Here is a 21,347-nt window from a genome sequence, read left to right as displayed (position 1 = left end):
GGCGGGTCTAGACCTCAACGCCCGAAAGGGAATGGGTGCCGGCCTTCTCGATCCGGATTCTCCCGAAAAGGCTTTCGCCCTTTCCGTCGATCGAGGAAAAGTTGACCGCCTTGTAGCAGCCGGTTCGACCGAAAAAGCGGGAGGCGTCGCGTGAGCTTCTCTTTTCGATGAGCAGGTCGACGGTTTTCCCGACCATATCCTGAAGGCGCGCGGCGGTGTGCGTGGCCTGCAGCGTCAGAAGGCGTTGCAGGCGATCGTCGGCTACCGGTGTCGGCACCATGCCGGTCATCGACGCGGCAGCGGTCCCGGCCCTCGGAGAATATTTGAAGGAGAAGCAATAGTCGTATCGAACCACATCCATGACCTCAAGGGTCCGCAGGAAATCGTCTTCCGTTTCCCCAGGGAATCCGACGATGAAATCCGTCGAGAATGCGATCCCGGGGCGGGCCCGCTTCAAGGCATCGACCTTCGACAGATAGTCGGCACGCGTGTACCCGCGCCCCATCGATTCGAGGATCCGGTCGGACCCGGACTGCATGGGGAGGTGAATGTGCGGGCAAAGCTTCTCGATCTCGTTGAACATCCCGATGGTGCGGGAATCCAGGTCACGCGGGTGGGAGGTGATGAAGCGGATCCGGTCGATGCCGTCGATCGCCGCGATCCGGAGAAGCAACTGGGGAAATGCGATCTCCCCTTCTTTCTTGCCGTAGGAGTTGACGTTCTGGCCCAGCAGCACCACTTCGTGGACGCCCCGCTCGGCCAGTCCGCGAATTTCGGTGACGATCTCTTCGGCCGGCCGGCTGATCTCGGGTCCGCGAACGTACGGGACGACGCAATAGGCGCAATAGTTGTCACACCCCTGCATGATCGTGACCATCGCGCTGACGGCGCCTTCGGGGACGTAGGGCAAGATATCCCAGTGCCCCGTTTCTCCCGTCATCTCGACGGACACCGTCTTTTTCCGACGCAGTTCGGCGTTCCGGACCATCTCGGGTAGCGATGCGATGTTGTGGGTTCCGAAGACGATGTCGACGTGCGGGGCGCGTTTCCGGATTTCTTCCCCCGCCTGTTGCGCGAGGCAGCCACCGACCGCCAGGAGACGCCCCTTCCGGCCATATTTCCAGCCTCGCAAGGCGCCTAGCGTGCTGTAGACCTTGTGGGCCGCTTTCTCTCGAATGCTGCAGGTGTTGAGGAGGATAAGATCGGCCTCATCGCGTGAAGAGGTCGGCTGATAAGAAAGCTCGCCGAGAAGGGAAAGCATCCGACCCGAATCGACTTCGTTCATCTGGCAACCGAAGGTCTCGATGAATACGCGGCGAACCATAGACCGACGATTATATCACTAGCTGATCAAGTGGGTCTCGAACCGGTGATTGACGATTTTCTCGACGATCCCGTAGGGATCCTTCCGGCGATTGGCGATGTCGTCGATCAGCGAATCCATCAGACCGTGACGTTCGAGGTCCCCGATCGCTTTTTCGAGAAGGCGCACCTTCAGCATCTCGTGCAACTCGACAGTGGCCTTTTCACGTCGGAATCGATCGATGTTCTCTGCGTCGAAGATGTGGGCACGATGGCAAGCAATCGATTCGACAAGATCGACGACTCCCTCCCCCGTGCTGGCCTGGGTCGGAAGCACCGGGGGTACCCATTCGCCTTCATCATAATCGTTGAGCGACACCATCGTCTCGAGATCGCGGCGCGTGCGGTCGGCCCCCTCGCGATCGGCCTTGTTGACGACGAAGATATCGGCGATCTCGAGGATGCCGGCCTTGATCGCCTGGATGTCGTCGCCCAGGCCCGGCACGACGACCACAAGATTGGTGTGCGCCACCTTGACGATCTCGACCTCGTCCTGGCCGACGCCGACCGTCTCGATGATGACGACGTCCTTGCCCATCGCATCCATCACGTTGACGACATCGAGCGTCGATCCCGAGAGTCCTCCGAGGTGCCCCCGCGTCGCCAGGCTCTTGATAAAGACTCCGTCGTCAAGGCAGTGCTTTTGCATCCGGATGCGGTCGCCCAGGATGGCGCCGCCGGAATAGGGGCTGGTGGGATCGATCGCGACAACACCGACGGTCTTGCCCTGCTTGCGCAGCTCGCTGGTCACGGCGTCGACGAGCGTGGATTTCCCGGCGCCGGGCGCCCCCGTGATCCCAAGGATGAACGCGCGGCCGGTATGCTTGTACAAACCGCGCAGAACACGCTTGGCGGCCGGCAGCCCGTCGTCCAGGTCGCGCATCAGCCGGGCGGCCGCGCGGACATCGCCGGCGCGCACCGATTCGACGACCGATTTCAGTGTCGACCGTCCCTTTTCAGGCACGCGGGTGGATGTTTTCCCGAACGTAGTCGACGATTTCCTTGAGCGTCGTCCCCGGGGTGAAAACACGATCGACGCCCTTGCGCTTGAGCTTGGGGATATCGTCGTCGGGGATGATCCCTCCGCCGAAGACGACGACATCGTCGAGCTTTTTTTCTTTCAGCAGCTCGACGATGCGGGGCAGCAGATGGTTGTGCGCCCCGGAAAGAATGGAAAGCCCGATGCCGTCGACATCTTCCTGGAGCGCAGCCGTCACGATCATCTCTGGCGTCTGGTGCAATCCTGTGTAAATCACCTCGAAGCCGGCGTCGCGCAGCGCGCGCGCGATAATCTTCGCGCCCCGGTCGTGGCCGTCGAGCCCGGGCTTCCCGATCAGGATGCGGACCTTCCGTTCGATCTTCCTCGAAGCTGCGGGCTTTTTCCGTGTAGCCGTCGCTGTCGCCATGTGCTCTCCCCCCTCTTTTATCGCTCGATGCCGACGCGGGCATCGACGCCCCTGGAATAGTAGTGCTTGATCTCGCGCATCTCGGTGACGAGGTCGGCGATTTCGATCAGTCCGGCGGTCGCCCCCCGCCCCGTCAAAATCAGCTCCATCCCTTCAGGCTTCCGGCGAAGCACGTCGAGCACCTCTTTTTCCGGGAGCAACCCGAAATCGACTGCGCAATTGATCTCGTCGAGCACGACGACGTCGGCCTGGCGGTCAAGGATGATCCGCTTCGCCAGTTCCCATCCATCCCGAGCCATCCGCACATCTTCGGGGTCGGGTGACTCCCGATTGACGAAGGTGTCCCGGCCGGCTTGGTAGATCCGGACGTTGTCGCCCAGCATGCGGACCCCGTTGAGCTCTCCGTAATCGATCCAGCCTTTCATGAACTGGACGATCTGGACCTTGAGTCCATGACCGGCGGCCCGCAACGACAGCCCGAGGGCTGCCGTGGTCTTGCCCTTCCCGTTCCCGGTATAAAGCTGGATGTACCCCTTGCCGATCCCCGGAGCGTTCAAGTGAAGCTCACTTTCCGGAATGGATCACGGCAAGGAGGATGGCTTCCCTGTCGTCGTGCGAACGGACGTGATGCGGCGTCGTCGAGTCGTAATAGATGCAGTCGCCCTCATCGAGGACATCGGAAAAGGCGCCCAAAACGACCTCGACCCGACCCGACAATACGTAAAGGAATTCTTCACCTTCGTGGACGCTGCGAGGCGCATTACGATCCGCGTCGGGAGAAAGCCGGACGAGGAAAGGCTCCATCCGACGGCCCGCCTTCCCGCCTCCGAGCGCTTCGTAATTGTACTCGGTCTTGCCGCCCCCCTTGAGCCCGACGCGGGAGACGGTGCTACGATCCTCCTTCCGGACGATCGAAAAAGCAGTCTCTGCCCGTCCACCGACCAGCGCCGACACGGTGGTATCGAAAGCATTGGCGATCTTGACCAGCATGCCCAGCGGCGGCGAGGTCATCCGGTTTTCGATCTGTGAAAGAAGCGCGGCCGAGAAGCCGGTCTTTTCGGCGACTTGCTGAAGCGTCTCGCCCCGGGAGACCCGGAGGGCGTGGATGTGCTCGCCCACCGGAAGGTTTCCCGCATCGGGGGAGGGCTCGGGTTCGCCCGCCTCTCCTGCGACCCGTTCGAGAACGCTGTCGATCGATTCGTCGTCGGTGATGTCACGCAAAGGAGGCACCCTCTTTCAGCGCTTTGATGTTGAGGGGAATGAACTTCTCGTATTTCCGGGAGACGACCTTCGGCAGGCATTCGCATAGCGTCTCGATCTTGACCACGCCGGTCTTCGCGGCGTAGGCCCCCAGCGCGACCATCGAGGCGAGCTGAAGACTGCCCGCCTGGCGTGCGACCTCGTTAGCGTCGACGAACAGGACCGACAGGTCGGTTCTGGTGACGGCGTTCTTTTCGACGAGGGAACTGTTGACGACGAGCGCGCCCCCAGGGACCATCAGCCCCTGGTACTTGTCGAGCGACGGCGCGTTCATGACGACGCACGAGGCCGGGTGCCCGACCACGGGCGAGCCGATCTCGTGATCGGAGATGACCACCGTACAGTTGGCGGTGCCGCCGCGCATCTCGACGCCGTACGCGGGGAAGTAGGTGACCTGCCGCCCCTCTTCCATGGCGGCGATCGACAGCAGGTTCCCCACCATCAGGATGCCCTGCCCTCCGAAACCGGAAAAGATCACATCGGTATGGCTCATACGAAATCCGCCTGTTTGCGTTCCTTGAAGGTGCCCAGCGGGAAGAAGTCGATCATCTCGCCGAGGACGCGCTTGCGCGCGTCGTTGGGCTTCATCCCCCAGTTGGTGGGGCAGGTCGAGAGGAACTCGACCACGGACAGCCCCATGCGCCTTATCTGCATGTCGAATGCGGTCCGGACGGCCTCCTTCGCCTTTCGGATCTGGGCCGGGCTGGAAGTCGCAACGCGTGCGGAGAATGCGACCCCTTCGAGCTGGGCGAGCAGCTCGGCCATCTTGATCGGGTAGCCGGCGGTGCTGAATTCCCGGCCGTACGGGGTCGTCGAGGTCCGCTGGCCCAGCATGGTCGTCGGGGCCATCTGCCCCCCCGTCATGCCGTAGGTTGTGTTGTTGATGAAGATGACGGTGATGTTCTCTCCGCGGTTGGCAGCGTGAATGATCTCGGAGGTGCCGATGGCCGCAAGGTCGCCGTCGCCCTGGTAGGTGAACACGAACCGGTCGGGCAGCGCCCTTTTTACGCCCGTGGCGACGGCCGGGGCCCGGCCGTGCGGCGCCTCGACGACGTCGACGTCGATATAGTCATAGAGGAACACCGAGCAACCGACGCAGGCGACTCCGACGGTCTTTTCCCGCAGGTCGAAGTGGTCGATGGCTTCTGCGACGATCCGGTGCGCGATGCCGTGGTGACATCCCGGGCAGAAGTGCGTCTTGACGTCGACCAGGCTCTTGGGGCGCTCGAACACCGGCCTGTCGAACGCGCGCTTTTCGTTGCCGCTCATGACAATTCCCCCGCGATCCGGCGGATGTCGGCCAGGAGGTCGTCGGGCGTCGGCATGGCGCACGGCTTCCCGATGAACCGGATCTTTTCGTGGTGGCTGGTGGCGATCCGCACATCCTCGACCATCTGCCCCGTGTTCATCTCGATGACGACGACGACATCGGCCTTTCCGGCCGCCTCGTGGACCAGCTGCTTCGGGAAGGGAAACAGCGTGATCGGACGGATCATCCCGACGGGAATCCCCTCCTTCCGGGCCCACTGGATCACAGTCTTGCAGACGCGGGCGGCGGTGCCGAACGCGACGAGCACGATCCGGGCATCGTCGAGCCGATAAGATTCGGCGCGGGTCTCGGCGGCCTCGATCGCATGGATCTTTTCGTCGAGTTTCCAATTGTGGCGCTCGATGTCGTCGTCCTTCAGGAAAAGCGACTTGACGTGCTGCCGGGAACGGCCCGCGCACCCGACGGTAGCCCAGCTCTTTGGGGCCGGAGGCGGGTATTTGGACGGGGCGGGTGTGTAGGGCTCCTTCATCTGACCGATGATCGCATCGCCCAGGATCATGACCGGCGTCCGGTACCGGTCTGCAATGTCGAAGGCCAGCATCGTCAGCTCATACATCTCCTGGACGGAATGGGGCGCGAGGACCGGGATGCGACAGCCGCCGTGTCCGCCCCCCTTGACCGCCTGAAAATAGTCTCCCTGGGAAGGTGCGATCCCGCCGAGACCGGGCCCGGAGCGAGAGATATTGACGATGACTGCGGGGAGCTCGGAGCCCGCCATGTAGGAAATTCCTTCCTGCATCAGCGATATTCCCGGGCCGGAGGAGGAGGTCATCACACGCTTGCCGGTTGCCGCGGTTCCGAGCAGCATGTTGATGGTCGCGACTTCGCTCTCGGCCTGCAGGAAGACGCCCCCGAGCGGGCCCATATGGGCGGCCATGTATTCGGGGATGTCGTTCTGGGGGGTGATCGGGTAGCCGAAGTAGTGGCGGCAACCCGCGGCAATCGCGCCGTGACAGATCGCCTCGTTCCCCTTGACGAATTCGCGTTGGACGTCGACGTTGGCCATGTCGCTCATCGCCACACCCGGATGGCGACATCGGGGCAGGTCTCGGCGCAGACGGCGCACCCCGTGCAGTCGTCGGGACGGGCGAACACGACGACCTGATAACCCTGCTTGTTGAATGACTTGCCTGTCTCGATGCAATTTTTCGGGCAGGCGGGAACGCAAAGTTCGCACGCCTTGCACCGCTCGAAGTCGATCTCGATCCTGCCGGTAGCGATGACGCGACCCCCCTTAGTCGTAATTAGGCTTGAATTCGAAATGGTGGGCCGTTTCGATGAAACGGACCGTCCGGGACCGGGAGCGCATGACGATCGATTCCGTCTTGGCGCCGCCGCTCGAAAATCGGACCCCGCGCAGAAAGTCGCCGAAGGTGACGCCGGTCGCCGCAAACATCACGTGGCTGCGGGCCAGGTCGTCGAGCGCGTAGATCTTCGAGGGATCGTCGATCCCCATCGCCTTGGCCCGCTCGGCCTCTTCCCGGTTGCGGAACTTGAGGATGCCCTGGAAGTCGCCGCCCAGGCACTTGAGGGCTGCCGCGGCGAGCACGCCTTCGGGCGCCCCGCCGAGTCCCATGAGGACGTCGACGCCGGTGTCGGGCGTCGACGTGGCGATGGCGCCGGCGACATCCCCGTCGCCGATCAGCTTGATGCGGGCGCCGGCCGCGCGAACCTCCTCGATCAGATCCTTGTGGCGGGGACGATCGAGAATGACGACGCAAAGGTCCTCGACGTACTTGTTCTTGGCCTTCGCGATCCGGCGAAGATTCTCGGTGGGGGTTGCCGTGATGTCGATCACGCCCTTGGCATCGGGCCCCACCGCGATCTTCTGCATGTAGGTGTCGGGCGCGTGCAGGAACCCGCCCTCCTCGGCGATGGCGATGACGGCCAGCGCGTTGTTTCCGCCGGTCGCGACGATTGAGGTACCTTCGAGCGGATCGACGGCGATGTCGACGCGCGGGTTCTCGGCGGCCCCAACCTCTTCGCCGATGTAGAGCATCGGCGCCTCGTCGCGCTCGCCCTCCCCGATGACGACGCGCCCCTTGAACTGGACGTCCCCCAGCGCCTTGCGCATCGCGGTCACGGCGGCCTGGTCTGCCGCGACGTTGTCGCCGCGCCCCATGCAGCGGGCCGCGGCAAGTGCCGCAGCCTCGGTCACTCGGACAACCTCAAGCGCCAGATTGCGATCCAAGCGTATCCCCTCCCCCATGACGGGTCACATCGTTTTCGATGAACATCGATCGGTACCGTTCGGAGGGTCGCACGACCCTCCCACTCGAATCCGTGAAGGCGTGGACGGTGTACCCTTCGACCATCGTCTTCCCGTCATCGCCACGGGCGATACGGTAGCCGAAACAAAGACGGACCCCTCGCACTTCCCGAACCTCGGCATAAATGTCGAGGATGTCGTCGTAGCGGGCAGGAGACCGATAGACGGCATGGGATTCGATCACGGGCAGATGCACGTCGGCTTCGGTCATCTCCCGGTAGGCGAACCCTTTGCGGCGCATCAGCTCCGCGCGGCCGACCTCGAACCAGCGCAGATAATGACCGTAATACACGATTCCCATCGCATCGGTATCTCCGAAGATGACCCGGACCGTGGCGACTTTTTCCATGGCCGCAAGGATCCTAGAGAGACGAGAGCAGGTGGCCGATCAGCCCCGTGCCGGTCTCGACAAACAAGCCGGTCGCCTTCGCCTCGGCCTCGGTGTAACGCGCGCCCCTGGCTTCCTGCATCGACGGCGGCGCCGGGTAATACACGAAGGGAACGGGCTCCTGGGCGTGCGTGCGGATCTTGACGGGTGTGGGGTGATCGGGCAGGACGAGCACGCAAAGGTCGCCCACCTTGGCGCGTTCGAGGATGGGCGTGAGCATCTCGGCGTCGATCCGCTCGATGGAACGCACCTTATCGGGAGCGCTTCCGTTGTGGCCGGCCTCGTCGGGCGCCTCGACGTGGATCAGCACGAAGTCCTTCGTCTCGAGTGCCTTGAGGGCGTATTCGGCCTTGCCGCGGAAATTCGTGTCTATATAGCCGGTGGCGCCGGGGACCTCGATGACATCGAGACCGGCGTAGATGCCGATGCCCTTGATGAGGTCGACCGCCGCGACCACCGCGCCCGTCAACCCGAATTTTTCCTGGAAGGTCGGCATGCGGGGCGCCTTGCCCTGCCCCCAGAGCCAGATGGCGTTGGCTTCCTTTTTCCCTTCGGCGCGCCGCCGGACATTGATCGGGTGGGACGGGAAGATTTCCCGCGAGATGGCCATCAGCTCGAGAAAAAGATCAGCGCCTTCCCCCGTGGGAAGATACTCGGTGATCTTCTTCCCGTGGATGTCGTGCGGCGGCGTGGTGGTCATGGCATCGCTTCCGCCGGGCCAGACCATCAGGTGTCGGTAACTGACGCCCGTGTAAAAGGAAACGCCCTTCTCCCTGGCGGCTTCCTTGAGCGCAAGCAGCAGCTCGGCGGCGTCGGACGTGCTGATGTGCCCCCCCGAGAAATCGTACATCTCGGAGTCGGCCCCCTCGCCCTCGATCGTGACGATGTTGCAACGGACCGCCACGTCGTCGGCTGCCAGCTTGACGCCGATGGAGGCGGCCTCGAGCGGCGACCGGCCCGTGTAGACCTCGCGAGGGTCGTACCCGATGATGCTGAGGTTGGAGACGTCGCTCCCCGGGTACATGTCGACCGGAACCACCTGGACCATGCCGAGCGCTCCCTGCTGCGCCATGAAGTCCATGTTCGGCTTGCTGGCCGCCTCGAGCGGGGTCTTGCCCCCGAGCGACTCGATGGGCCAGTCGGCCATGCCGTCGCCGATCAGGATGAGATATTTTCGCGTCAATATGGGCCTCTCCTCTGTTTAGAAACCGAGCACGCGGACGACGTCGGCCATGTTGGGCGGCAGCGTCACCGGGGGAACGGACTGCGCGATCGCGTTGTCGGGATCCTTGAGGCCGTGGCCGGTCAGGGTGCAGACGATCACGTCGCCTTTCGAAAAAACACCCTGTTTAGACGATTTTATCACGCCGGCGATCGAGGCGGCGGAAGCGGGCTCGCAGAAGACGCCTTCGGTCTCTGCCACCATCTTGTAGGCTTCGAGGATCTCGGCGTCGCTGACCATGCCGATCGAGCCGCCCGATTCGTCGCGCGCGGCTTCGGCGCTCTTCCAGGAGGCCGGATTCCCGATCCGGATGGCGGTGGCCACGGTCTCGGGCTTGGCGATCGCATGACCGCGGACGATCGGGGCGGAACCCTCGGCCTGCCATCCGAGCATGCGCGGCAGATGCGCCGATTTCCCGGCGGCATGGTAGGCCTTGTAGCCGGCCCAGTAGGCGGTGATGTTCCCGGCGTTCCCGACCGGCAACACATGGAAAGTGGGGGCGTCGCCCAGCGCGTCGCAGACTTCGAAGGCGCCGCTCTTCTGTCCTTCGATCCTGTACGGGTTGACCGAGTTGACCAGCGTGACCGGATATTTCTCTGAGACTTCCCGCACCAACGTCAGCGCATCGTCGAAGTTGCCGAGGATCTGGAGCACCTGGGCGCCGTGGATCATCGCCTGTGAGAGCTTCCCTAGCGCGATCTTGCCTTCGGGAATCAGCACGAATGCCTTCATGCCGGCGCGCGCCGCGTAGGCCGAGGCGGCGGCCGACGTGTTGCCGGTTGAAGCGCAGATGACCGAGTTGGAACCGGACGCCTTGGCCATCGAGACGGCCATCGTCATGCCGCGGTCCTTGAACGACCCCGTGGGGTTGAGCCCCTCGTACTTCAGGAAGATCGCGGTGCCGGGTGCGATCGCCTTGGCCAGCGAAGGCGCGGGGACGAGCGGCGTGTTGCCCTCGAGCAGTGTGACCACGCAGTCGTCGGGAACCGGCGACAGGAATTCCTGGTAATGGCGGATGACCCCTTCCCAATGCATCGTATGGCTACCTCTTTCGGATTAAAGGTTGTTTTCGATCCGGATCATGCGGGTGCGATCGAGTACGAACGGCAGGCGGTCGGTCTCGTCGAGCGCGGCGCGCATATCGCTCTCTTTCGCGTGATGCGTCACGATGAAGATCGGGACCGAATTCTCTTCCTCGCGGCCCTTCTGGAGAACGGTGGAGATGCTGATCGCGTGGTCCCCGAGGATGCCGGCGATCCGGGACAGGACACCGGGCTTGTCGACCACCTGGAACCGAAGATAGTACTCGGACTTCACCTCGGAAAACGGCGCAAGCCCGACCGCTGCGGAGGGGTCTGGCTCCCGGAATCCGCTCGGGGGAATACGGCCGAGCGTGCCGTTGCACAGGTTTCGGCCGATGTCGAGGATGTCGCTGACCACGGCCGACGCCGTGGGGAGCATGCCGGCGCCCTGCCCGTAGAACATGGACGACCCGACGAAGTCTCCCTTGACGTAGATGGCGTTGTTGGCGCCCCCGACGGTGGCCAGCAGATAGTGCGACGGGATCATCGTCGGATGGACGCGCACCTCGATGCCGCTCCCGTTCTCCTTGGCGATCGCGAGCAGCTTGATCGTGTACCCGAATTCCTTTGCGAACGCGATGTCGACCGCCGAGATGTCGCGGATGCCTTCGACATAGATCTCCTTGAGCGGAACCGTGCGCCCGGTGGCGAGCCAGACCAGGATGGCCAGCTTGTGGGCGGAATCGATCCCGTCGACGTCGAAGGACGGGTCCGCCTCTGCGAGCCCGATCTTCTGTGCGTCGGCGAGGACATCGGCGAATTCCTTGCCCTCTTCGCTCATCCTCGTGAGGATGTAGTTGCAGGTGCCGTTGATGATGCCGAAGATGCCCTGGATGTTGTTGGCGGCCAGCCCTTCGCGCATGGCGCGGATGATCGGGATTCCGCCTCCGACGCTGGCCTCGAAACCAAGGTCGACGCCGGCGGCTGAAACGGCGGCGCAAATCTCGGGCCCGTGCTGGGCAAGCAGCGCCTTGTTGGCCGTCACGACCGATTTACCGTTGCGAACCGCTTCGAGGATGACTTCCTTCGCGATGCCGGTTCCGCCGATCAGCTCAACGACGATCTGGATGGCGGGGTCGCGCACGACGGACATCGCATCTCGGGTGAACACGCCGGGTGGAAGGTCGAGCCCACGGTCCCGGTCGAGGTCGACGTCTGCGATCCGGACGATGCGGACAGGGAGGCCGATTCGCCGGCGGATGAGCTCGGCATTGTCGAGCAGGAGCTTGGCCGTCCCGGTTCCGACGGTTCCGCAGCCGACGATTCCGACCCCTATTTCGCTTGTGCGCGTGCTGCTTCCCTGCGCAGTTTCTGCCATGATGATTCCTTCTCGTTTTTTCGATTGGGTAAGAGATTTATCCTAATGTCTCTCGGCTGATCCGTCAATTTCAGAGGGGAATGCGACGACCCGTCAATCCGTCGGCGATTGCGCCGCTTCCTTCCCGGCGATCCAGGCCCGTAGGGAGGAATGGGACGGGTCGTCCAGCCCTGGATCGCGTTCGGCGACCTTCGCTGCGATCTCCCGGGAGCGGATCAGCATCCTGGCATCACGCACGATGTCGGAGAAGACGAGGTCGGGGATGCCCGACTGACGGATCCCCGAGAAATCGCCGGGGCCTCGGATCTTGAGGTCTTCCTCGGCGATCCGGAAGCCGTCCTGCGTCTTTTCCATCACCGAAAGACGCGCACGGGTGTCGGCGCCACCGCCTCCTTCGGAAACCATCAGGTAGCAAGACGACGCCTTTTGTCCGCGGCCGACGCGCCCGCGCAACTGGTGAAGCTGCGACAGCCCGAACCGGTCGGCATGCTCGACGATCATCATCGTGGCCTCGGGGACGTCGACGCCGACCTCGACCACCGTGGTCGAGACGAGGATGCGATCGTCCCCCTGCTTGAACCTCCGCATGACGGCCTCTTTCTCGTCCGGCTTCATTCGTCCGTGCAGAAGCCCGACCCCGATCGCGGGAAAAGCGACGCGAACCGACTCGGCGGTCTTGACCGCGTCGCGCAACGCCATTTTTTCGGATTCCTCCACCAGCGGAAGGACGACGTAAATGCGGCCTCCTTCATCGATCTCCCGCCGCACGGCGTCCCACGCGATCCGCCGCTCGGACTCGGCGAGCACGCGAGTCCGGATCGGCGTACGTCCCGGCGGCATCTCGTCGATGACGGAAACGTCGAGGTCCCCATACAGCGTCATCGCGAGCGTTCGCGGAATCGGAGTCGCCGTCATCACCAGAAGGTGGGGGGACGCGACGGCCTTCCCGCGCAACGCCGCCCGCTGCATCACCCCGAATCGATGCTGCTCGTCGATGATCCCCAGCGCGAGATTCTGGAAGTCGACGCCCTCCTGGATGATGGCGTGCGTCCCCACCACGATGTTCGCCCGCCCTTCCCGGATCGCCGCCCTGGCACGTTCGCGTGCCTTTCCCGAGACCGAGGAGGTCAGCAGCACGATTTCGAGAGGCAGCCCCTCGCAGAGCTGGACGAAGCGCTGGTAATGCTGCTCGGCCAGGATCTCGGTCGGGGCCATCAGCGCGGCTTGGGCCCCGTTCTTCCAGGCGACCATCGCGGCGATCCACGCGACGATCGTTTTCCCGCTGCCGACGTCGCCCTGGAGCAGCCGATGCATCGGGTGCGCTTGCGTCATGTCCTTCAGGATCTCGTTGACCACGCGGCGCTGGGCGTTGGTCAGCTCGAAGGGAAGCCGACGCTTGATCTCGGAGACGATCTCGCGATCCCACGGGAGCGGCGGGGCGTTCTCGCGCGCCAGGCCGGACCGGCGACGCGCCATGACCCACTGGATGAAGAAGAGTTCGCCAAAGACGAGGCGCTGCTGAGCGGGGGAGGAAAAGGACAGGAGTTGACCGATATCGGCTTCGGCGGGCGGAAAGTGCAGCGTGGCGACCGATTCCTGGATGGAGGGCACGCCGGCCTCGTCGAGGATCCACCGGGGGAAGAATTCCCGCACATCCTTCGCGTGATGCTGGACGATTTCCCACATGATTTTCCGGAGCAGCCGGACGGGAACCCCGTCGATCTCTGGATATACAGGAACGATCCGGCCGAACCCGAACGGATCGGCCGTGACGTCGTGCCCCAGGATCTCGGGATGGTGCATCTCGATGTGCGCGGCGAATGCACGAACGGTTCCGCACAGGAGCAGCTCGGCGCCGATCGGAAACCGGTCGACGAGCGCGGGATTGTAGCGGAACCACTTGAGCGACAGGCGACCCGTTCCGTCGGCGATCATGACGTCGAGCACACGGTTCCGTCCGAACCCGCCCTTGCCGCCCCGCACGTCGACGACGCGGCCCTTCACACAGGCGGACATGCCGGCCGACAGGGAAAAGAGGGGCACGACACGGCGACGATCCTCGTAGGATCTCGGAAAAAAGAAGAGCGCCTCGCGGACGGAGGCGATCCCCCGTTCCGCCAGGCGCTCGGCGATCTTCGGCCCGACCCCCTTGATGAACTGTATCGAAGGGGAGTCCATGGCCGCGACTACTTCGCGTGGTACTCCTGCAGGCTCCGGACCGTCAGATCCGCCCGGATCAGGTCGAGAATCGCCTGCGATGCGGCCTTGGCCGCGGCCATCGTCGTGAAATACGGGATGCCGTAGACCAGCGCCGTCCGACGAATGTAGTAGGAGTCGGCCTTCGACTGCGCACCGACGGGTGTGTTGATCACGAGTGCGATTTCGCCGTTCTTGATGAGGTCGGCGACGTGGGGGCGGCCTTCGGTGATCTTGAGCACCGTCTGCGCGGGAATCCCGTTGCGATCAAGGAACTCGGCCGTCCCGCCCGTGGCGACGATGCGGAACCCGGAGTCGTGCAGCGTCCGGGCGGCGGACAGCACGCCTTCCTTGTCTTCGTCCCGGACGCTGACGAAAACCGTTCCTGCGGTCGGGAGGACCATGCCCGCTGCCATCTGCGCCTTGGCGAACGCCGCCCCGAAGGTCAGATCGATCCCCATGACCTCGCCGGTCGACTTCATCTCGGGCCCCAGCAGCGTGTCCACGCCCGGGAATTTAATGAAGGGGAACACGGCTTCCTTGACGCTGATGTGACTCGGGACCACGGTCTCGGTGAACCCGAGGTCGCGCAATTTCCGGCCGGACATGACTTTCGCTGCGATCTTCGCGAGCGGAACGCCGATCGCCTTGCTGACGAAGGGCACGGTGCGGGAAGCGCGCGGGTTGACCTCGAGGATGTAGATCTCGCCCTTCCGGATGGCGAACTGGACGTTCATCAGACCGACGACGGAAAGCTCCATCGCCATCGCCTTCGTCTGCCGCGCGATCTCGGCGACGAGCGCGTCGGAGATCGAATGCGGCGGGAGCGAGCAGGCCGAATCGCCCGAATGGACCCCCGCTTCCTCGATGTGCTCCATGATGCCGCCGATCACGACGTCTTTCCCGTCGGAGATCGCGTCGACGTCGATCTCGATCGCATCGTCAAGGAACTTGTCGACCAGGACAGGGCGCTTCTCGGAGGCCTGCACCGCACTCGTGAGGTAGCGAACGAGCCCCTCCTCGTCGTTGACGATCTCCATCGCCCGACCGCCGAGCACGTAGGAAGGGCGCAGCAGCACCGGGTATGTGATCCGGTTGGCGATGGCGACGGCCTCCTCGATGGACCGGGCCGTTCCGTTCGGAGGCTGGCGAAGACCGAGCTTATCGAGCAATTCGGTGAATCGCTCGCGGTCCTCGGCACGGTCGATGCTGTCCGGGCTGGTGCCAAGGATGTTCACACCGGCCTGTTCAAGCGGCACCGCCAGCTTGAGCGGGGTCTGCCCGCCGAACTGGACGATGACGCCCACCGGGTTTTCGGCCGCGATGATCGACAGCACATCCTCCTTGGTGAGCGGTTCGAAGTAGAGCCGGTCGGAGGTGTCATAGTCGGTCGAGACCGTCTCTGGGTTGCAGTTGACCATGATCGTCTCGAACCCTTCCTCTTCAAGGGCGAAAACGCCGTGGACGCAACAGTAGTCGAACTCGATCCCCTGCCCGATCCGGTTGGGACCGCCGCCCAGGATGATGATCTTCTTCCGGTCGGTCGGCGCGCACTCGTCTTCCTGATCGTAGGTCGAATACATGTAGGGGGTCTGCGCCTCGAACTCGGCCCCGCAGGTGTCGACCCGCTTGTAGGCCGGGCGGATCCCTGCGGCGAGCCGTGACTTGCGCACCGTATCCTCGTCGGTCCCCATCAATATCGCCAGCCGCCGGTCGCCGAACCCGTATTCCTTGGCGTGGCGAAGCCGCGCGGCCGTCTCGCCGGTAAGCGCGCCGGCAGCGGATTCGGCGTTGAAAGCGGGCGCAAGCGCCCGGATCGACGTCTCCTCATCGAGGATCTGCCGGATGTTCTCGAGGAACCAGGGATCGATCCACGACGCTCGGTATATGTCGCCGATCGTCCATCCTTCCCGCATCGCCTCCGCGACGTAAAGCAGCCGCTGGGAGTTGGGCTTCCGGATCTTCTCGTTGAGCAGTTTTTTGCGGGCCTCGGGGGTTCCGGCGGGGAGCAGCTCGTCGAAGCCGTTGATCCCGATCTCGAGCGAGCGGAGCGCCTTCTGGACCGATTCCTTGAACGTGCGGCCGATGGCCATGACTTCGCCGACCGACTTCATCTGGGTGCCGAGCGCGTCCTCGGTCTGCGGAAATTTCTCGAACGTGAAGCGCGGGATCTTGGTGACGACGTAGTCGATCGTCGGCTCGAAGGAAGCCGGCGTCACGCGCGTGATGTCGTTTGGGATCTCGTCGAGCGTGTATCCGACCGCCAGCTTGGCTGCGATCTTGGCGATCGGGAAGCCGGTGGCTTTCGAGGCGAGCGCCGAGGAACGCGAGACGCGCGGGTTCATCTCGATGACGACGAGTTCGCCATTGTCGGGATTGATCGCAAACTGGATGTTGCTGCCGCCCGTGTCGACGCCGATCTCGCGGATGATCCGAAGCGAAGCGTTTCGAAGGATCTGGTATTCCTTGTCGGTCAGCGTCTGCGCAGGCGCCACGGTGATCGAGTCTCCCGTGTGCACGCCCATCGGGTCGAGGTTCTCGATCGAGCAGATGATGACGACGTTGTCCTTGAGATCGCGCATCACCTCGAGCTCGAATTCCTTCCAGCCGATGACCGACTGCTCGATGAGCACGGTGCGCTTGGGCGAGGCGTCGAGCGCCCAACGAACGCCTTCTTCGTACTCTTCTCGGTTATAGGCGATTCCGGCGCCGGTGCCGCCCAGCGTGAACGACGGCCGGATGATGGCCGGGTAGCCGATCTGTCCGATCGCGGCGAGCGCCTCTTCGAGCGTCGTGATGTAGGACGACCGGGGGACCTTGAGGCCGAGCTTCTCCATCGCGATGCGGAACAGGTTGCGATCCTCTGCCTTCTGGATGGCCTCGAAGTTTGCGCCGATCAGCTCGACGCCGTACTTTTGGAGGACGCCCATCTCGTAGAGAGCGACGGCGATGTTGAGGCCGGTCTGCCCGCCGATCGTGGGGAGCAGCGCATCGGGGCGTTCGCGCTCGATGATCTTCGCGACCATCTCGGGCGTGATCGGCTCGACGTAGGTCCGGTCGGCGAAATCGGTGTCGGTCATGATCGTCGCCGGGTTGCTGTTGACGAGGATGACCGTGTAGCCCTCCTCTTTCAGCGCCTTGCACGCCTGGGTGCCCGAGTAGTCGAACTCGCAACCCTGCCCGATGATGATCGGGCCGGAGCCGATAAGCATGATCTTCTGGATGTCGGTACGCTTTGGCAACTAGAGCTCCTGTATGAAGACGTTGATCATTTCGAGCCGTTCGGCGAAGCCGACGGCCTGTTCGTATTCCGCTTCGGTCAGCTTCCGGTTGTAGCCGGCGCGCTCGTGCGCCTTCCAGGCCGGGAAATATTGTCCCATCAGCGACAGCGGCATATCGGGACCGAACGCCTCGCGAATGAACGCGAGCACCGATTCGGTTTCCTCGATCCGGCCCGGCAGGACGAGGTGACGGATGAGCACCCCGCGGGTCGCGATGCCTTCGGGCCCGGTTTCGAGCATCCCCACCTGGCGAACCATCTCACGGACGGCCGCCTCGTTGTGGACCGCGTAATCGCCGGTGCCTGACGCCTCTGCGGCCAGCGCTTCTGACCGGTACTTGACATCGGGCAGGTAGATGTCGACTACCCCGTCGAGCAGCGCCAGCCCTCTGAGCGAATCGTAGCCGTTGGTGTTGTAGACCACCGGCAGCCCGAATCCGTTGTCGCGCGCATGCGCCACGGCGCCGATCAGGTGCGGCACATGGGGCGTCGGGGTCACGAAGTTGACGTTGTGCGCCCCTTTCCGCTGAAGTCCCAAAAGACGGTCGCCGAGCTCTCCCACCGTCGTCTCCCGCCCGGCGCCGAGTTGGCTGATCGGAAAGTTCTGGCAAAAGAGGCAGCCCATGTTGCAGCCGCTGTAAAAGACCGTTCCCGACCCGCCGCGTCCGGAGATCGGAGGCTCCTCGCCGTGATGGATCGAAACCGCGGCGACCTTCGCCAGCGCGCCCTGCCGGCAGAAACCTTCCGCGCCTTGGGTGCGGTCGACCCCGCATTCGCGGGGACAAAGGTCGCACGCCGAATACGACAACCTTGCGCGGCGGTGCCGTTCCCAAAGTTCCATCGCCGTCAACACTTGCAGCACTGCTCCGTCAGATCGTTCCCTCGCCCAGCAGGAACCGGTAGAAGCGGTCGAACAGGTAGCGCGAATCGTGCGGCCCGGGAGACGCTTCCGGATGATACTGCACCGAGAAGCAGCGCATCGAAGGGACCGAGAACCCTTCGACCGTCTGGTCGTTGAGGTTGAGGTGCGTGACCTTGGCGCGATCGCCCAGCGAGGCCGCGTCTACCGCGAAGTTGTGGTTCTGGCTCGTGATCTCGACCTTGCCCGTGGCCAGGTCCTTGACCGGCTGGTTGCTGCCGTGATGGCCGAACTTGAGTTTGTAGGTGCGGGCGCCGAGCGCGAGTCCCATGATCTGGTGGCCGAGGCAGATTCCGAACATCGGCAGCTTGCCCACCAGCCTGCGGACGGTCTCGACCGTGGCCGGCACCCCTTCGGGATCGCCGGGCCCGTTGGACAGGAAAACGCCATCGAAATTGCGGGAAAGGATCGATTCGGCGGAGGTCGAGGCGGGAACCACGGTGACGTCGAACCCGTGCGTCACGAGCATCCGGAGGATGTTCTGCTTGATGCCGCAGTCGATCGCGACGATCTTGGGCACGCGGCCGAATCGGGCGTGATAGACCGAGGCCGGCAGGTATCCCTTGTCGAGCTCCCAGTCGCCGATCTGCCAGTGGTGCTCGACATCGGTGGACACTTCGCTCACCAGGTCGCGCCCCACGATGGAGGGCAGCGACTGCGCCTTCGCGACCATCCGGGCCTCGTCGAGATCGGTCATCGAGATGACCGCCATCTGCGATCCCTTGTCGCGGAGCAAACGCGTCAGCATGCGCGTGTCGATCCCAGAGATCCCGCAGACATGGTAACGGCGCAGGTAGCCGTCGAGTGATTCGACGTGCCGCCAGCTGGAGGGAGTCCCCCACGCTTCCCGGACGATGAATCCCTCGATCCAGGGCCGCGTGGATTCGACGTCATCGGGATTGATCCCCGTGTTGCCGATCTCGGGATAGGTCATCGTGACCATCTGCCCTTTATAGGACGGATCGGTCAGCACTTCCTGGTAGCCCGACATCGCGGTGTTGAAGACCACCTCGCCCCCGGCCATGCCTTCATATCCGAAGCCCGTGCCGCGGAACACCGTGCCGTCGGCCAGAGCCAGAATCGCCTTGCGTTCAGACATCAACCGAAACCCCCGTCATGTTCGAATATGCGACGCGCCCGGCCCTGACCACCAGCGCCGCGCGCCCCTTGAGCCTCCAGCCCAGGAACGGGCTGTTCTTCGACTTCGAAAGAATCTCTTCCGCCGTAAATTCCCACTCGGCCTCCGGATCGACCAGCGTCACGTCGGCGTCGGCCCCCTCGGAAAGCGTGCCCTTCCCGTCGAGACGAAGAATAGCGGCGGGATTGGCGCTCAGGAGCCCCACAAGCTGCGACGGCGACAGCTTCCCGTCGCGCACCAGCGCCAGCGAGAGCGGGAGCGCCGTCTGGAGCCCGATGATGCCGTTGGCGGCTTCGATGAACTGGCACCGCTTGACGTATGCGTCGTGCGGGGCATGGTCGGTCGCGATGGCGTCGATCGTGCCGTCGGCGAGCCCCTCGACGATGGCCAGGCGGTCTTCTTCGCCCCGAAGGGGGGGATTCATCTTGGCATCGGTGTTGTAGCCGTCGATGGCCGCGTCGGTCAACGTGAAGTAGTGCGGCGCGCTCTCACCCGTCACGCGCAGCCCCTGATTCTTGGCCATCCGGAGGAGCCAGACGCCGGTCTTGGTGCTGATGTGCTGGATGTGCAGCCGAGCCCCGGTAAGCTTGGACAGCAGGATGTCGCGCGCGATGGCGACCTCCTCGGCCTCGGCCGGAATGCCGGGCAGCCCGAGCCGCAGCGCCATGTCGCCCTCGTTGGCGGCGCCGTTCTCGCAGAGCGACTTGTCTTCGCTGTGGGACAGGATCAGGTAGTCGAATCCCTTGGCGTATTCGAGCGCGCGGCGCATCATGAGCGCATTCTCGACCGGCCTGCCGTCGTCGGAAAAGGCCACGGCACCCGCCTCGGCCAGCTCGGAGAAATTGACCATCTCCTTGCCTTCGAGGCCGTGCGTGACCGCCGCAACGGGGAAAACATCGGCCGACCCGCTTTCGCACGCCCGATCGAGGATGCTCCGGGTCACCTCGGGGTGGTCGTTGACCGGGCTGGTGTTGGCCATGCAGGCGACCGAAGTGAAGCCTCCGGCGATCGCGGCGGCTGTACCGGTGCGGATGTCCTCTTTCCACTCGAATCCCGGGTCGCGCAGGTGGACGTGCATGTCGACGAGGCCGGGGACGATCCATTTCCCCGCGGCGTCGACAACCCGCCCGTCAAATTTCGACGGCTCGGTGCCCGCGGGATAGAAGGCGGAAACGGATCCGCCGTCGACCAGGATGCTGCCGATCTCGTCGCGGCCGTTCGCGGGATCGATGACCCGCCCCCCTTTAATGAGCAGCATGGCTTCCTCCGGCCAGAAGATAAAGAAGCGCCATCCGGACGGCCACGCCGGAAGCCACCTGGTCGAGTACCGAGGACTGCGGGCAGTCGGCCAGCTCATCGGTCAACTCGACCCCGCGGTTAATGGGCCCCGGATGCATGATGATCGCGTCGTCCTTCGCCAGGGAAAAGATGGCCCGGTTGAGCCCGAAGTTGCGGGAATATTCTCTCAACGACGGGAACCAGGGACTTTTCTGGCGTTCGAGCTGGATGCGCAACATGATGACGACGTCGGCATCCTTGACCGCCTCGCGCATGTTCCAGGTGACGTGCGCCCCCGTTTTCTCGAGCGATCGGGGGACCATGGTCGCGGGACCGCAGAGCCACAGGTCGGCTCCCATCCGCCCGAGTGAGTGGAGGTCGGATCCCACCACGCGGCTGTGGAGGATGTCGCCCACGATCGCGATCTTGAGCCCTGCGATCTTCCCCTTGGCCTTGAGGATCGTGTAGAGGTCGAGCAGCCCTTGTGAGGGATGTTCGTTGGCGCCGTCCCCCGCGTTGACGACCGAGCATGAGACGTTCCTCGAAAGGAACTGCGCCGCGCCCGAGGCCGAGTGGCGGACGACCAAAACGCTGGGCTTCATCGCCTCGATGTTCCGCGCAGTATCGAGCAGCGTCTCCCCTTTGGTCGTGCTGGACGACGACGAGGTAAAATTGACCACGTCGGCGGAAAGACGCTTTCCGGCGATCTCGAAAGAGGTGCGGGTGCGGGTGCTTGCCTCGAAGAACAGATTGACCACGGTCTTGCCGCGAAGCGCGGGTACCTTCTTGATGTCGCGGGTCAGCACCTCTTCCATGGATCTCGCGGTGTCGACGACGAATTCCATCTCTTCGGGGCTGAAATCGGAAAGCCCCAGTACGTGCTTCCGTTTCCATTCCAT

Annotated in this window: 19 protein-coding genes; all 19 read right to left on the bottom strand. The window is 63.8% G+C overall.

The genetic code is table 11. The features are described from left to right. Positions 1 to 7: 7 nt before the first annotated feature. Positions 8 to 1,324, bottom strand: a complete 1,317-nt coding sequence (miaB, locus tag VGK27_11420) for a tRNA (N6-isopentenyl adenosine(37)-C2)-methylthiotransferase MiaB (GenBank protein ID HEY3490714.1) — start codon at positions 1,322 to 1,324, stop codon at positions 8 to 10. Between the two features lie 18 nt (positions 1,325 to 1,342). Next, complete coding sequence (gene meaB / locus VGK27_11415; protein ID HEY3490713.1) at positions 1,343 to 2,326, bottom strand: methylmalonyl Co-A mutase-associated GTPase MeaB; 984 nt, start codon at positions 2,324 to 2,326, stop codon at positions 1,343 to 1,345. Next, positions 2,319 to 2,768 carry a cobalamin B12-binding domain-containing protein gene (locus VGK27_11410; GenBank protein HEY3490712.1) on the bottom strand — a complete coding sequence of 150 codons (450 nt, stop codon included), beginning with the start codon at positions 2,766 to 2,768 and terminating at the stop codon, positions 2,319 to 2,321. The genes meaB and VGK27_11410 overlap by 8 nt, the downstream gene beginning before the upstream one ends. Before the next feature lie 17 nt (positions 2,769 to 2,785). Beyond that, positions 2,786 to 3,325: a cob(I)yrinic acid a,c-diamide adenosyltransferase gene (cobO, locus tag VGK27_11405; GenBank protein ID HEY3490711.1), complete on the bottom strand. Its 540-nt coding sequence runs from the start codon at positions 3,323 to 3,325 to the stop codon at positions 2,786 to 2,788. Between the two features lie 7 nt (positions 3,326 to 3,332). Next, the gene (locus VGK27_11400; GenBank protein ID HEY3490710.1) at positions 3,333 to 3,989 is read right to left on the bottom strand and encodes an XRE family transcriptional regulator; all 657 of its coding nucleotides are present in this window, start codon (positions 3,987 to 3,989) and stop codon (positions 3,333 to 3,335) included. Next, on the bottom strand, positions 3,982 to 4,521 hold the full coding sequence (locus VGK27_11395; GenBank protein HEY3490709.1) for a 2-oxoacid:acceptor oxidoreductase family protein: 540 nt from the start codon (positions 4,519 to 4,521) through the stop codon (positions 3,982 to 3,984). Before VGK27_11395 ends, VGK27_11400 begins: the two co-directional genes overlap by 8 nt. Then, positions 4,518 to 5,297, bottom strand: coding sequence for a thiamine pyrophosphate-dependent enzyme (locus VGK27_11390; protein HEY3490708.1), 780 nt, complete (start codon positions 5,295 to 5,297; stop codon positions 4,518 to 4,520). The genes VGK27_11395 and VGK27_11390 overlap by 4 nt, the downstream gene beginning before the upstream one ends. Further along, positions 5,294 to 6,373, bottom strand: coding sequence for a 3-methyl-2-oxobutanoate dehydrogenase subunit VorB (locus tag VGK27_11385; GenBank protein HEY3490707.1), 1,080 nt, complete (start codon positions 6,371 to 6,373; stop codon positions 5,294 to 5,296). Before VGK27_11385 ends, VGK27_11390 begins: the two co-directional genes overlap by 4 nt. A gap of 219 nt (positions 6,374 to 6,592) precedes the next feature. Then, the gene (glpX, locus tag VGK27_11380) at positions 6,593 to 7,549 is read right to left on the bottom strand and encodes a class II fructose-bisphosphatase (GenBank protein HEY3490706.1); all 957 of its coding nucleotides are present in this window, start codon (positions 7,547 to 7,549) and stop codon (positions 6,593 to 6,595) included. Continuing rightward, positions 7,527 to 7,976, bottom strand: a complete 450-nt coding sequence (locus tag VGK27_11375) for a thioesterase family protein (GenBank protein ID HEY3490705.1) — start codon at positions 7,974 to 7,976, stop codon at positions 7,527 to 7,529. Before VGK27_11375 ends, glpX begins: the two co-directional genes overlap by 23 nt. Before the next feature lie 13 nt (positions 7,977 to 7,989). Beyond that, positions 7,990 to 9,198 carry a cofactor-independent phosphoglycerate mutase gene (locus VGK27_11370; GenBank protein ID HEY3490704.1) on the bottom strand — a complete coding sequence of 403 codons (1,209 nt, stop codon included), beginning with the start codon at positions 9,196 to 9,198 and terminating at the stop codon, positions 7,990 to 7,992. Between the two features lie 18 nt (positions 9,199 to 9,216). After that, positions 9,217 to 10,272, bottom strand: a complete 1,056-nt coding sequence (gene thrC, locus VGK27_11365; GenBank protein ID HEY3490703.1) for a threonine synthase — start codon at positions 10,270 to 10,272, stop codon at positions 9,217 to 9,219. Between the two features lie 21 nt (positions 10,273 to 10,293). Then, positions 10,294 to 11,637 (bottom strand): homoserine dehydrogenase, encoded by a 1,344-nt coding sequence (locus tag VGK27_11360; protein ID HEY3490702.1) that lies wholly within the window; start codon positions 11,635 to 11,637, stop codon positions 10,294 to 10,296. Between the two features lie 93 nt (positions 11,638 to 11,730). Then, positions 11,731 to 13,815, bottom strand: coding sequence for an ATP-dependent DNA helicase RecG (gene recG / locus VGK27_11355; GenBank protein ID HEY3490701.1), 2,085 nt, complete (start codon positions 13,813 to 13,815; stop codon positions 11,731 to 11,733). 8 nt (positions 13,816 to 13,823) lie between these two features. Continuing rightward, on the bottom strand, positions 13,824 to 17,075 hold the full coding sequence (gene carB / locus VGK27_11350) for a carbamoyl-phosphate synthase large subunit (GenBank protein HEY3490700.1): 3,252 nt from the start codon (positions 17,073 to 17,075) through the stop codon (positions 13,824 to 13,826). Next, complete coding sequence (locus tag VGK27_11345) at positions 17,076 to 17,966, bottom strand: radical SAM protein (GenBank protein HEY3490699.1); 891 nt, start codon at positions 17,964 to 17,966, stop codon at positions 17,076 to 17,078. 16 nt (positions 17,967 to 17,982) lie between these two features. Then, positions 17,983 to 19,131: a glutamine-hydrolyzing carbamoyl-phosphate synthase small subunit gene (gene carA, locus VGK27_11340; GenBank protein HEY3490698.1), complete on the bottom strand. Its 1,149-nt coding sequence runs from the start codon at positions 19,129 to 19,131 to the stop codon at positions 17,983 to 17,985. Continuing rightward, positions 19,124 to 20,428 (bottom strand): dihydroorotase, encoded by a 1,305-nt coding sequence (locus VGK27_11335; protein HEY3490697.1) that lies wholly within the window; start codon positions 20,426 to 20,428, stop codon positions 19,124 to 19,126. The genes carA and VGK27_11335 overlap by 8 nt, the downstream gene beginning before the upstream one ends. Beyond that, positions 20,415 to 21,347 carry an aspartate carbamoyltransferase catalytic subunit gene (locus VGK27_11330; protein HEY3490696.1) on the bottom strand — a complete coding sequence of 311 codons (933 nt, stop codon included), beginning with the start codon at positions 21,345 to 21,347 and terminating at the stop codon, positions 20,415 to 20,417. Before VGK27_11330 ends, VGK27_11335 begins: the two co-directional genes overlap by 14 nt.

This window comes from Candidatus Deferrimicrobiaceae bacterium, from assembly GCA_036504035.1.
Taxonomy (GTDB): Bacteria; Desulfobacterota; Deferrimicrobia; order Deferrimicrobiales; family Deferrimicrobiaceae; genus JANXPS01.
The sequence above is the reverse complement of the archived record's forward strand: the minus strand, read 5'-3'. Positions and strand labels throughout refer to the sequence as shown.